This window comes from Bacillus sp. LH1, assembly GCF_057924895.1.
Map to the genome: position 1 here is coordinate 2,651,795 of NZ_CM175007.1, position 13,522 is coordinate 2,665,316.

The following is a 13,522-nucleotide window of genomic DNA, read 5'->3' on the forward strand; positions in this document are numbered from 1 at the left end:
TTTTCATAATGTATTAATATATGAATGATAACTATATTTCTAAATTACTTAATTTTTGCTGCATCAAATGCTTTTTGAACTGCTTGAACTTCAGCTGTATTTGCACCATATTTATTAGTTGCCACTCGAATACATGCTGATCTCAATTCTTTGAAATTAGAAGTCATGTTTAACTCATCTGTATTTGCATAATAGAAAATATCAAACATTTTATCTTCACCAATTCCTTTAACAGTTACTCCGTTATGAGTTCCGCCTTTTGCAATCAGATACGCAACTTTATTAATAATACTTGAATTAAAATGAACACCGCCTTGATCCCATCCATTAAAATCGTTAAATTCACTGTAATCATCTGGATAAGGCACTCCAAGTGAAGATGGAACAGAAGCTGGGTTTTCCATATCACGGAAAACAGATCCCGTTTGTTCTCCCATTGTCCAGTTAAAGTTTCCATTATTTACGTATTTCTCAATAGATGTTCCCATAATATCAGATAGCGCCTCATTAATCGCACCGGATTCCCCGTAATATTCAAGATTAGATTCGCTAGAAGTAACAGCATGTGTAAATTCATGTCCAGCTACGTCATATGCTTTAACAATAGGATCGCCATATACAAGCATACTTCCATTATTAGCACTTAATGCATTCTGCCAATTTTTCGGATCATTCGTCTCTTCAGAATCCCAAGCGTGTACAACTGAAACTACCTTTTGTCCCTTATTATCAAAGCTATTACGCTTGTATTTATCTTTATAAAAATCAAATACTTTTGTTGCTAAGTAATGAGCACTTACTGCTTTTGGATCGTTAAATGTTGCCGAAGTACTTGTCGCTAATGTACCAGGATAATAGCTTTCTTCTTTAGTAATATCTCTGTAATTCACATCATATGTTTCAATGCCTTGCCCTCTTGTATAATCAGCAAGAGCATATTTGCCATTACTTTGTTTAGAGATACCAAATGAACGATTAATACCTAAATCATCTTTTCCTGTTCCGGTTAATGATGTAAGACTGCTTTGTTTACTTTTCTTTAAAGCTCCAACTAGTTTGTCACTGGCCTTTAAGTTAGATTCTTGTACCATATTTTTTAACATATCACCATTTTGTGCATTTACTAAATAAGTACCAGAAACATAGTTTGGTGTTGCAGCTTCAAATTTAACTTGGTATGCATTTTTAGCTTGTCCATTATTTTCATCAACAAAAATAACCTCTTTAACTTCTGGCTCAGAAATAAACTTGATATCGTTCCCGTATTTCGTATAAATATATTGTTTTGCTTCATCTTTTGATAGATTAATAGGTTTTTTCAATTCTTCTTGTTTTAAATTTTGCGCGCTATCACCTGAAACACTTTTAATAACACCCTTATTATCTACGTGTGCAGTTAATTGATGTCCATATACTTCTTTTCCTTCGTATGTTTGCTGCATACGCACAAGTGTAGTTCCATCATACGAACCACGTTTTTGAAGGACTTTATAATCTACTCCTGCTTCTCCATTGACTTGTTTTTGGGACAGAGCTTGTTCTGTTTTCTCCTTAAGTGCATCCTTTACTACATTTTCTGGTGCCTTTTGTGACGGCTGTGTAAGTTCACCCGAACGGAACGATTCCTCCTGAATTTGAACTTGTAGTTGATCTGTTTCCTCTGCATGACCTACCCCATATGGTGCCACAGCTGTTAAAGCTAATCCTGTTGTTAATGCTACCTTAGTTAATGTCTTTTTGTTTTTCATTATTTCACCTCGTATAATTTTTGAAATAGAAAGCTTGTACAAAGTATACTGTCTATTAATGTCTAAAAAAAGAGAAAATACACAATTTATGTAACATTATGCAAAATTACATAAATTGTGGTCAATATTATAAATAATGAACGGAACACATATGTACATTAATTTGAATAAAAGAGAGTCCTTATAGGTGCTCACCCAATTGGTTAGTTATTAATTATCTATATTCATTGTAATAAAAGTATACTTACCTCTAAATAACAACATAAAAACCCACTCTTTACTATTGTAAGAGTGGGTTTAATGTTATTAAAATAACAATTACTATAAGAAATTTTATAATTTATATTCTTTTAGTAATCCTACTAAGTTTTTTGTAAAATTCACCTTTTGTCTTTACATGATTAAACTGATTTGGATTAATATTTGCTTTTTGTGAGAGTAATATAATCTCTTCTTTTGAAATTGAGTCTTTCGTATTTATAGATGCTATATTTGTGTATTTTCCGTCTTCTGTTTTTGGAATTTCTAAAATCCCTTTATTCACAAGATCAACTACCGCCTTATGCTCTGAAGAATGTAAATCTACACCAGTAATTTTCCAATTATGCATAACTTTTGGTGTGTATACACCGTTCTTTACCTCTTTTAAATATGTAATAGCAAGGTTACGAATGGTTCCGCCTGTTTCTCCAAATGCATTCTCTTGTTTAGATGACCAAATTTGTTCAAACTTACGCCCCTCTAAAGCTCCACCTTTTGCCTGAAGAGCCTCCATTCTATATGCATTCATTCCCAACGTCATAACATCGCTCATTTTGATTGGTTTGTTTGTACGAATAGAGCGTAAATTTGTAATTCTGCTTCCATATGGTTTTGTTAAGTCAATTTCGTATTTTACGCCTCCAAAGAAATCGTTCGTACTGTATTTAGATGCACGGCGGGTTTTATCAAAGCTAACGGTTACATCTCCGGCACGAGATGAGTTAAAATATCCTGCTGCCCATTCCATATAGTCTTTTAAATCTTTTCCAGAAATCTTATATACTGTAATTTCTCCCAAGGCATATTGGTAATTGTACGCAATATCTTTTTTCTTAATAGGGCCTGTATCTAAACGGGCATAATCATTATCAATTTGATGGGCTACTACATCTGCTTTACTGTAGTAGAGCATAACTTCATGAAAGAAATCTGATAAAGGTGTTTCTTGAATCTGAACACTTGGAATACCCTTTATTTCATTTTCAGGAACAAGATTTCTACCCTTTAATTGAGCGACTACAACATTTGCATCTCCTCTCGCATATTCGTGAAAAGGTGTTAATGTTTCTTCAAGTGTAGGATCGGATAATATCGTTGTCCCATCAGCATTTTTTACAGGTATAGCGGTAGCAGTTTTATTTTTTAAAGCCAACTTCCCATCTTGCTTTGTAAAAGTAAGGTCAATACGTGAAATATGTGTTCCATATTTATCTGGTTCTGTAATAATTACGCCATTTACAACTTCTTTTTTTACAAGTTTATGCATGTGAGCCGCAAAAATAGCGCTTAGTTCCGGACAAGCATTTGCAATATCTTGAACACCAGTACCAGGGATACCATTCTCATTTTCTAATCCCATATGCATAACTCCTACCATTACATCTACTTTACCTTCTAATTCCTTAATTGCCTTTTTCGTCTCTTCTACTGGATTTTTCACCACTAAACCATTTAAGTGATCTGTCCCTTTTTCAAAATCACTAATCATTGGTGTATTCATACCAATAATCCCAACTTTAATTCCACCTTTTTCTACAATTGTATATGCAGGAAGAAAGCGCTCTCCATTTTCCTTATAAATATTTCCTGCTAACGTTTTTCCCTTATATTGCTCACTAACTTTTTTCAATGTATCTAATCCAAAGTTGAATTCATGATTTCCAAATGCCCAGGCATCATATCCCATTGTATTCATCGCTACCATCATTGGCGATTGTGGCTTATCGTTGAATAATTCTACTGAGTTTCCTTGAATTGTATCCCCGGCATCTACTAATATGGTATTTGGATTTTCTTGACGGACCTTCTTTATAACCGTATAAAGCTGCGTCAAACTTCCACTCATATTTGCTCCATCAAGCGCATAATCCCAAGGCATAAATCTACCATGAATATCTGCAGTACCTAACAATGTAATATTAACTTCAGATTCCTCAGCCTTAGAGATAGATGGTTTGACTATTACTGCCGTTCCAAGCAGTAATAAAATTACAAAGTAACATACATAGTTCTTCCATTTCATTTTTTGCATAATAATAATATTTCTCCCCTTTTTGTACTTTCATAAAGTTGCTTGAACTTTAAAAATGTAACTTATTATTCAGGAAACTTCAACTACAAAAGATAATTTTGAAGGTGGTTCTGTTGCAAAAATAAAGAGAATAAAGAGAATAAATTGCATACATCCCCTAACAGAATTGTATTTTATCGTTTTCTGACAGAATACTCCTTCCTTAAGCGTGTGAAGTGTACTTTCAAAAAAATAACCCCGCTCTTCATTTAAGACGGGGTTACACTTATACAGAAAATCGGATAGTTTCATATTTTCTTAAGCTTATTGGTCACTTTCAACTAATTTCATTCTATTTTTGTTTTCTTCTGAATCAATATGAATCAACCGTTTCCCCTGTTTATAATACGTATCAATAAATAGGGAATAATTTTTACTTTTCAATTTCACAAAGCAATTTTATCTCTTTTATTTGTGAAATATGACGCTGTTCATGTAAATAGATCAATTCTATCCACTGATCAAGGGATAATTCTCCAAGAGCTGGATGCATCACTGATTTTTTCGCTAATATAGACTCATCTTCTATTGTACTCAGGAAACGCATCAATTCTTTTCTTGATTCGTTTAGCATATTGAGCATTTGCTCCACTTCAAATGGTTCTATACTTGGTTCAATCATTTCTGGAGCTATAAACTTTTTCGTTCTATCTAATAAAATAGTGTGAATTTCTTTACGCTCATTTTGGGTACTATCTAACTTTTTTAACCCTGAGGAAATAACTGTTATCACTCTCTCATCTAATAAAACTAAATGATGACAAACTTGTGCAATACTCCATTTATCCTTATCTGGTTTCCTATTAAATTGAGCATCACTCAACAAAGTAATTTCCTCAAATAATTGATCTCTCGTTTCATAAAACTTGTCATTTACAAATGTATCCATGTGGATTCTCCTTTCATTGCAACCTACATACTTAAATTTCTACGCTAGAGATATTATCTTCAAAAAAAGTTTTTCTTTCACTACTATTCCAATTTTATTTTAAAGCCACAAATGAACTTATTTGTTTTTTTATATCTTTTTAATTGGCACAAATAAATCAACCTTTAACTTTCCGTCTAGATCTTCAGCAACATTATTTAAGCAAAACTCTAAATTATCTCTATCATAATCTGCATCATACTCACTATTTGGTAGCCACTCTACATACATGTATTGATACGCTTCACTTAATTTATGAGGTTCATCATAGAACTGGTATAGACCATATGTACCTCCATCTAATTTTTTAAATTGCACATCATGATACTTTTCTTTATCGAAGTTTTCAGGAATCGTAACACATGCATCATGCCGGCACTTATGACTTGCAACAAGTTCAGGATTATCCAATGATATTCCGATAAATGATTGCTCTGGTGGATACAGTTTATTTTCAATTGACCAATTCAGTAACTTTCCCCAGTGATCTTGCGGTTCAAAGTAGCTACCAGTTCGTCTTATATACGCTACTTCTAATGGTGGTAATTTTTTTATAACAACTTTCATTTATATCTTCTCCCCTATAAATATGTACACAGTTTAATTAGCTTTCTTTAACATTTATTCCTTCTTAAATAAAAAGAATTCTCTAATCATATAAAGTGAAACTTTAATCAGCGGGAGATGAATTTGAATTGAAATATAATTGATTACTATTACTACTAAAGTAGTATGTACTTTCATACTTTTATTTGATTTTACATTCTTTTTAAATCGATATATTAATTGTAAGAAAATAAAAAGGTGGAGGATTTTAATTGATTAAAGGAATATACGAAGCGCATTTACCAGTGAGTAATTTACAACAATCTATCGAATTTTATGAAAAACTAGGGTTGAAGTTAGCCTGGAGCGATGAATCAACAGCATTCTTTTGGATTGAGGAAGGGAAAAGTTGGCTAGGATTATGGGCGGGCTCTGAATACGAAACAAAATATCATCCTTCTTTACGTCATATTGCATTTAGAGTTTCCTATGAGGATTTAAAAGAATCATTACATTGGTTACACTCACTTCAAATTAAAGCTGTTCCGTTTGGGAGTAATGAATCTATTGAACCCTTTGTCCGTCCACATCAAGGTAATGCATCTGTTTATTTTATTGATCCAGATGGTAATAGCTTAGAACTTATTTGTCATATTGTTGTACCTAACGCACTAAAACATATAACTGATAAATTATCCTTTAAAGATTGGGAGACGCTATTAGCTGACACATTTGAATGAATATTAGTTATAAATCATAATGGCTCGCTTTTATTTTTATAACATGTATAACAATCTTGAATAATAATGTCCTATCAATTTATCATTAAATAAATGTAAAAAATGACCCTATTTATTCATTTTTAATGCGTATGTATGTACATTTGTTAATTTATTCGATATATTATGGGTATTGAATGATTACGTAAAGTGTATAGGTCGCTTATATAACACCTTATATTTTTATATCCGTGAAAACTACAAAGTGTATGAAAATCCATTTGTCAAATGAATTTAGTGCGGAAGGAGGTTTGTGGTTACTTCATAGGGTATAATAATCAGTTTTTTACTGATAAAAATATAGGAGGCGACATAATGTTTCGTACGATTTCAAATTTCATGAGAGTAGCTGAGATAAGAAGGAAAATCCTTTTTACACTAGCGATGTTAATCGTTTTTCGAATTGGCACGTTTATTCCAGTTCCTCATACTAACGCAGAGGTATTAAAAGTACAAGATCAAGCTAACGTTCTAGGTATGTTAAACGTATTTGGTGGAGGAGCATTGCAACACTTCTCAATCTTTGCTGTAGGTATTACACCATATATTACAGCTTCCATCATAGTACAGTTACTACAAATGGATGTTATACCTAAATTTTCGGAATGGGCAAAGCAAGGAGAAATGGGCCGTAAGAAATCAGCTCAATTCACTCGATACTTTACAATCATTCTCGCATTCATACAGGCCATCGGAATGTCTTATGGCTTTAATAATATAGCAGGTGGACAATTAATAACAGATCAAAGCTGGACTACATACTTATTTATTGCGACAGTTTTAACTGCAGGTACTGCATTTTTACTTTGGTTAGGCGAACAAATTACCGCTAACGGAGTTGGTAATGGTATTTCGATGATTATCTTCGCAGGTCTCGTTGCCGCGATTCCAAATGTTGCAAATCAAATTTATTTACAACAATTCCAAAATGCTGGCGATCAGCTATTTATGCACATAATAAAAATTGTTTTAATTGGACTCGTAATTTTAGCGATAGTTGTTGGTGTTATTTACATTCAACAAGCTGTACGTAAAATACCGATCCAATATGCAAAAGCTGTTTCAGGAAACAATCAATATCAAGGAGCAAAAAACACTCATTTACCGCTTAAAGTAAATAGTGCTGGTGTTATACCAGTTATCTTTGCTTCTGCATTTTTAATGACGCCGCGTACAATTGCGCAGCTCTTCCCTGATTCAAGCGTATCAAAATGGTTAGTTGCAAATCTTGATTTCGCACATCCAATTGGAATGACACTTTATGTCGGTCTTATCGTTGCTTTCACATACTTCTACGCATTTATTCAAGTAAATCCTGAACAAATGGCTGAGAATTTGAAAAAGCAAAATGGATATGTTCCTGGTATTCGTCCTGGTAAAGCAACTGAACAATATGTAACTAAAATTTTATACCGTTTAACATTTATCGGTGCAATTTTCTTAGGTGCAATTTCTATATTACCGCTCGTATTCACGAAAATTGCTACGTTACCACCTTCTGCTCAAATTGGTGGTACAAGCTTACTTATCATTGTCGGTGTAGCACTAGAAACTATGAAGACGTTAGAAAGCCAGCTTGTAAAACGTCATTATAAAGGCTTTATTAAAAAAGTGAATTAATTATCAAAAACACAGTTGGTTATTTTTCCAACTGTGTTTTTGATTTTATCAGTCCTGTAATATACAGGGCTGTTGCTTTATTAAACTACATCTCCTTCTCTAATAACCGCCCTTTTTTGAAATAAGTCCGTAGTGTTGAACGATTGGCCAAAAATACACCAATCAATATAAGACAAGCCCCCATTCCCATTGTAGGATTTAAAGGCTCTCCTAAAATGATATATCCCACAATTATTGCAATTAATGGTGATACATATAACCACGTCGATGGAAATACTGGATTTGTTTTTGATAAGAGCCAGTAATATAATCCGTGTCCACCAATCGATCCGATAAATATGAGATATAAAATAGGCCATTGCACACTCCATGAAGTTAATACGGTTACATTTGGTTGTTCTACAATAATAGATGCGATGAGTAGTAAAATCCCTCCATAAAACATTTGAATACCGTTAATAAGAAATGGTGATACATTTGATAAATCTGACAGTATTTCTTTCGAACGAATAGAGCCTATTCCGTAAAATAGCTCCCCTATAACTAAAACAATACAAGCAATACTCCATATGAAACTTACTTGTTGATGCATTCCTGGTAAAGAAACAAATATAACACCTATTAGTGCAATAACTAAAGCAACGAGTTGTTCCTTTTGTAATTTCTCCCTATTCCTCTTTGCTTGTATTAATAAAATCATCATTGGTCCCGTAGCAGAAAGAACAGCAGCTAATCCCGAAGAAATATATTGTTCTGACCAATATAAACTTGCGAATGTCATAAATGTTAAACAAAATCCAGCATACATAATACGTTTTGAAAATATATGTGGCATAATTTCTTTTCGCTTTAATTTAAAAAGAATCATAAGGATTATACCCGCTAAAAAGAAACGAATTCCTGCTGAAAACAACGGTGGCGCTCCTGCTTCAATTCCAATTTTAATCGTTAAAAATGTTGTCCCGAAAATAATACATACTAAAATGTAATTAAAAATGACCATTTTACTTCCTCCTTTTTACTCTTAAAATGAGTATAGAGGCTATGGTGTATAACAGTGTATCGGTACATATAACAGTTACTTCAAGTTGTAGTTGATTCCCTATATATTTTTCGCTTTAATTAAATTAAAAAGAAAAATAGGTGAACCTATGAAGATTGTATTGCGTAAAGAATCAAACATACCGTATTACAAGCAAATATATATGCAAATTGTTGAAAGAGTACAAAGTGGTATGCTTTCACATGGTGAATCCCTTCCTTCTTTACGTTGTATGGCCACAGATTTACAAATCAATGTATTAACTGTTCGTAAAGCTTATAAACAGTTAGAAACGAAAGGGTATATACGCATCGAACAAGGAAAAGGTGCTTACATATATAAACGTGTAAAGAAAGATTTCAAACCGATACCGTATAAATGGCAACAATCAAGATCTATTAATGTTATGCGTTCTCAATATGCAATGAATAAACACCGTAAATATTATGATTTTTCACAAGCAATTCTGTATCCCCGTCTGTTACCAAATCCATTTTTGGCAGACGAAATGCATAAATTGCTGGATAAAAATCCGATGTTGTTAGCAACTTATGGGCCAGTTCAAGGCGATTATGAATTGCGAGTTGAAATAGCAAATTACTTAAATGAACACCAGAAATTAGTGACGGACCCATCTCAATTATTAATTACAAGCGGAGCACAACAAGGAATTGATTTAATTGCTCAAACATTATTAAAACCTGGAGATACTGTATTAGTAGAAAGTCCGTGTTACAGTGCCGCGCTTGATGTTTTCATCAATAAAGGTGTTCAAATCATTCCTGTTTCTCTTGATAATCATGGAGTTCGCTCCGACTTAATTGATGATATTTGTCAAAGTAAAAATCCCGTTTTATTGTATACGAATCCGACCTTCCAAAACCCGACAGGTATAGTAATGAGTAAAGAACGAAGAATGGAACTTATAGAACTAGCGGGGCTATATCAATTTTTTATCATTGAAGATGATTCTTTCGGAGAAATATATTTTGAAGATGCTATAATCCCGCCCCCAATCAAAAGTTTTGATAAGGATGGCCACGTAATATATATAAAAGGATTTAGTAAAACGTTAGCACCAGGACTGCGTATCGCGGCGCTTATTGCCGATGGTCCTATTTTTGAATGGCTATATGCAGTAAAAGGTTCAATGGATATCGGTAGTCCTTTATTAACACAAAAGGCACTTCTACCGTTTTTACGTGCAAAACGTATGAAAAACCATTTAGAAAAATTACGTACAGCTTTACAAATGAGACGTGATTTAACAATTGATATATTATCGCCATTAAAAGAACTACACTTTGAAATACCAAATGGAGGTTTTAATTTATGGGTGACACTACCTGATTCGATAGATCCCTTTACCTTATTACAAAAAGCAAATGAAGTAGATGTCTCTTTTTTACCAGGAACAGCTTGTCTATTAAACTACGAAACAAATGATAACCAATTAAGAATTAGCTATTCAATGTTAAACGAGAAAGATATGGAAATTGGATTAGAGAAATTACATGATACAATACGAAAAAGTATTTGTTAGAAGCAATATCACATTAGCCAACAATAAATAATGCCCGCAAATGAAAATGTATAGTATGGGATATTATCTATTGTTGAGCTTTTTCGTTATTCTTAACAACCGGTTTTAAAACTTGTCTTTCTTTTAATTCTTCAACACTGCCATATCGATCAATAACGATTGCTTTCATTTCCTCTCCTCCTTGCTGTTTATTTTAATAACATACAATTATTTCTCAAAATTTTTTGCCTTGAATTACCATATACTTATTTTTGGGGGTAATTATGCAAAAAGCATTATAAAGTGAAACTTTAATCATTCCTCACCAATCGGGCTCTTACTGCCCGGCAAATAGCGGGATGAATTTCAAAAAGAATCTTACACACATCTTAGAATGATTCAAAACTGTATTATTAATTAAATTCAAAAGAAATGGGGCTAACGTTATGAGTGAAAAGATATTTAAAATAAACGGTATTGATATATGTACAGAAAGCTTCGGTAACTCTAATGATCCCGCTATTTTATTAATTATGGGAGCTACTTGTTCAATGATATATTGGGATGAAGAATTTTGTGAACAGTTGGCGAACACAGGAAAATTTGTTATTCGCTTTGATAATCGCGATGTTGGACGCTCTGTTACATATGAACCTGGCACTTCAAATTATTCAGTAACAGATATGGCTGAAGATGCAATCGGGGTATTAGACGCTTATCATATTGATAAAGCCCATCTTTTTGGTATGTCATTAGGTGGTATGATTGCTCAAATTGCCGCTGTAAAACATCCCGAAAGAATTTTGGCGCTAACTTTACTAGCGACTAGTGTAATAGGATCTGATAATAATACTCGCGATTTACCCCCAATGGATGAAAGGATTTTAACACATCATGTAAAGAGCGCAAGTATAGATTGGACAAATAAAAATGATGTGGCAGAGTATTTAGTTTCAGGATCTCGTCTATTATGTGGATCAGAACGAATATTTGATGAAAATAGAGTTTATAAACAAGTAAAACAAGAAATAGAACGCGCAAACAATTTACTAAGTATGTTTAATCACGCTTTACTTCAAGGTGATGATGCATATGAAGGTGTACTTCAATCCATACAAGCACCTACATTAGTTATTCACGGAACAGACGATACAGCACTACCATTTGAACATGGCCTCGCACTAATTGATGAAATTCCAAACTCAGTACTATTAACCCTTAAAGGGGCAGGCCATGAAAACCATCCAGATGACTGGGAAAGCATAATTAACGCTGTTTCTAAACATACATCTAAAATTTAGATAAATAACTAATGGAAGGGGGCACAAATTGTGTCCCCTTCTAGTTACAAACAAAAACCCATCACTGTATTCGTATGTATAGTGATGGGGACTTTTTATATTTTTCTATGTTTAAAAAAATGGACAATCTAATTGATCAACAGATTCCCATAATTTTTTTTTTGCATTTTCGGTGGATGTATTTGTGTCTAGTGTCATGTTTTTAAAAGGGTTTACTTCGACTTTTAATAAGGATGAAGGCTCCACATATAATGAGAAAACATGGCTGCTTGGTAAAGCTTTTGAAACGTCAATATCTCCAACTTGTTTAAATAGTTGCTGCGCAGCAAAAAAGAAGAAATTAGTTGGATTTGATTGTTTATTCAGCCACGCAAGCATTTCAGGTGATACCGATTTATGAATATTGATTTTTACTCGATCACCACGTTTATATCGCCTAGATCGCATACTTCCACCAACTAACTTATCGTTAAGTTTGTAAATCCTAACTCTTTTTGCTTATGCTCTCTATATTTTGGCGAACAAGTATAAACTAATAATCCTCGTGCATTTGTAAATAACGGATTATCTACAAAGATTACATTTTTGAGTCGTCCTTTTTGCTTTAAAATCATTTTTAAACTGTTTTTAATAATTACTGCACCCCCGCCATAAATAAACACGTATGGATCGTCTTTCATATCATCAATTTTATTTATAATATCTGTTGCAACACGTGCTGCTAAACCTAATAGCGCTGGCTGTGATTCCTCAACTAATAAGGTATTTCTCGGATGCTTATCATTTAAATAAATTTGATTGAATTCTGTAATACTATCAATCGTTTTAGTTGGATACTTCCGGTTCCATCTCGTAATGATTTGTAGTAACGTCTCTTTTACACCATAAGATAAACCTTTACTTAGTTGCGGACGGAAATTCACCCCTAATGAAACGACTTCTTCTGTCGTCCCTGCACCAATATCAAAAGAGAGTAGAGTTTTATCTACAAAATCAATTTCAGAAACTTGATTTTGCTCACATTCTATTTTATGTTTCACAACATTTCCTTCTTCATCGTATACAATGCCCCACGTACCAGAAGCGCCCTCAGGCAGGCATTTACAATACTCAATTGAAACATTAATTGTCACATCGCGTCCGTTCGGATAATGGAAAATAACCTTATGATTTCCCATATAACGTTTTGCATTTTCAGCAGCTATTTCTTGTGTAATAAGCTGCATAGGAAGAGCGACAGATAAATCATAACGAATATTAATATGGCTAGAAGTTGGACTTTGACGCATAGCGCTTACCGCCAAACCTGATAGTATTGTAATAACCATTAACTCATCCGTTGACTTATTCGATTTCTTCTCTACCTCAGTACCTTTTAATTGATCTTGAATAACTTTTTCTCCAACGATGTATCGTACATTATTTAGCATTAACGATGGCGAACTTATAGTCACATCAATGTGGTTTTCTAATTCAGATAATGAAACATCTACCTCATCTAAGAGTCCTGTAGGCTCACCTATATATAAAGAATAAATACTCGGAATAAAAATAGGGTCTTGCCCTTTCACCATTAACTTCAAACCGTTGTTTCCTGCATCTGCACCAGCTTTTAAAAGTATAGACATAACTACCCCCTAAATTAATCTGACATCCCTTCCAAATATATGCGAGCCCATTCTTTTACATTCAAATGTATTGTAA

11 protein-coding genes are annotated in these 13,522 nt (G+C 33.4%); 4 read left to right on the plus strand and 7 right to left on the minus strand.

Features of this window, described 5'->3' with window-relative positions:
* Positions 1-44 precede the first annotated feature (44 nt).
* From ACX9TM_RS13715 to ACX9TM_RS13730, 4 genes are all read right to left on the minus strand, one after another.
* On the minus strand, positions 45-1,748 hold the full coding sequence (locus ACX9TM_RS13715) for a M4 family metallopeptidase (RefSeq protein ID WP_000791446.1): 1,704 nt from the start codon (positions 1,746-1,748) through the stop codon (positions 45-47).
* A gap of 340 nt (positions 1,749-2,088) precedes the next feature.
* Positions 2,089-4,041 carry a bifunctional metallophosphatase/5'-nucleotidase gene (locus tag ACX9TM_RS13720; RefSeq protein ID WP_001171090.1) on the minus strand — a complete coding sequence of 651 codons (1,953 nt, stop codon included), beginning with the start codon at positions 4,039-4,041 and terminating at the stop codon, positions 2,089-2,091.
* A 412-nt stretch (positions 4,042-4,453) separates the two neighbouring features.
* Positions 4,454-4,969: a DinB family protein gene (locus ACX9TM_RS13725; RefSeq protein ID WP_000379366.1), complete on the minus strand. Its 516-nt coding sequence runs from the start codon at positions 4,967-4,969 to the stop codon at positions 4,454-4,456.
* A gap of 129 nt (positions 4,970-5,098) precedes the next feature.
* The gene (locus ACX9TM_RS13730; RefSeq protein ID WP_000869612.1) at positions 5,099-5,575 is read right to left on the minus strand and encodes an AraC family transcriptional regulator; all 477 of its coding nucleotides are present in this window, start codon (positions 5,573-5,575) and stop codon (positions 5,099-5,101) included.
* A gap of 251 nt (positions 5,576-5,826) precedes the next feature.
* Here ACX9TM_RS13730 and ACX9TM_RS13735 point away from each other — a divergent pair, with 251 nt between their 5' ends.
* Together ACX9TM_RS13735 and secY are read left to right on the plus strand one after the other, a co-directional pair.
* The gene (locus ACX9TM_RS13735) at positions 5,827-6,294 is read left to right on the plus strand and encodes a VOC family protein (RefSeq protein ID WP_000589640.1); all 468 of its coding nucleotides are present in this window, start codon (positions 5,827-5,829) and stop codon (positions 6,292-6,294) included.
* 354 nt (positions 6,295-6,648) lie between these two features.
* Positions 6,649-7,953 carry a preprotein translocase subunit SecY gene (gene secY / locus ACX9TM_RS13740; protein WP_000490135.1) on the plus strand — a complete coding sequence of 435 codons (1,305 nt, stop codon included), beginning with the start codon at positions 6,649-6,651 and terminating at the stop codon, positions 7,951-7,953.
* Between the two features lie 85 nt (positions 7,954-8,038).
* Here the strand turns inward: secY and ACX9TM_RS13745 are convergent, their stop codons facing one another.
* Positions 8,039-8,956: a DMT family transporter gene (locus ACX9TM_RS13745; protein ID WP_000234340.1), complete on the minus strand. Its 918-nt coding sequence runs from the start codon at positions 8,954-8,956 to the stop codon at positions 8,039-8,041.
* 148 nt (positions 8,957-9,104) lie between these two features.
* On the opposite strand from ACX9TM_RS13745, the gene pdxR reads away from it, so the two are divergent.
* Together pdxR and mleBCA are read left to right on the plus strand one after the other, a co-directional pair.
* Entirely contained in the window at positions 9,105-10,538 is a 1,434-nt protein-coding gene (gene pdxR, locus ACX9TM_RS13750) for a MocR-like pyridoxine biosynthesis transcription factor PdxR (protein WP_072770049.1), read from the plus strand.
* 425 nt (positions 10,539-10,963) lie between these two features.
* Positions 10,964-11,818 (plus strand): BCA family alpha/beta fold macrolide esterase, encoded by an 855-nt coding sequence (gene mleBCA / locus ACX9TM_RS13755; protein ID WP_065212646.1) that lies wholly within the window; start codon positions 10,964-10,966, stop codon positions 11,816-11,818.
* A 111-nt stretch (positions 11,819-11,929) separates the two neighbouring features.
* On the opposite strand, the gene ACX9TM_RS13760 is transcribed toward mleBCA, so the two are convergent.
* Together ACX9TM_RS13760 and ACX9TM_RS13765 are read right to left on the minus strand one after the other, a co-directional pair.
* Positions 11,930-12,265: a hypothetical protein gene (locus ACX9TM_RS13760; protein ID WP_001257760.1), complete on the minus strand. Its 336-nt coding sequence runs from the start codon at positions 12,263-12,265 to the stop codon at positions 11,930-11,932.
* Between the two features lie 11 nt (positions 12,266-12,276).
* Positions 12,277-13,446: a ParM/StbA family protein gene (locus ACX9TM_RS13765; RefSeq protein ID WP_000025622.1), complete on the minus strand. Its 1,170-nt coding sequence runs from the start codon at positions 13,444-13,446 to the stop codon at positions 12,277-12,279.
* Positions 13,447-13,522: the final 76 nt, after the last annotated feature.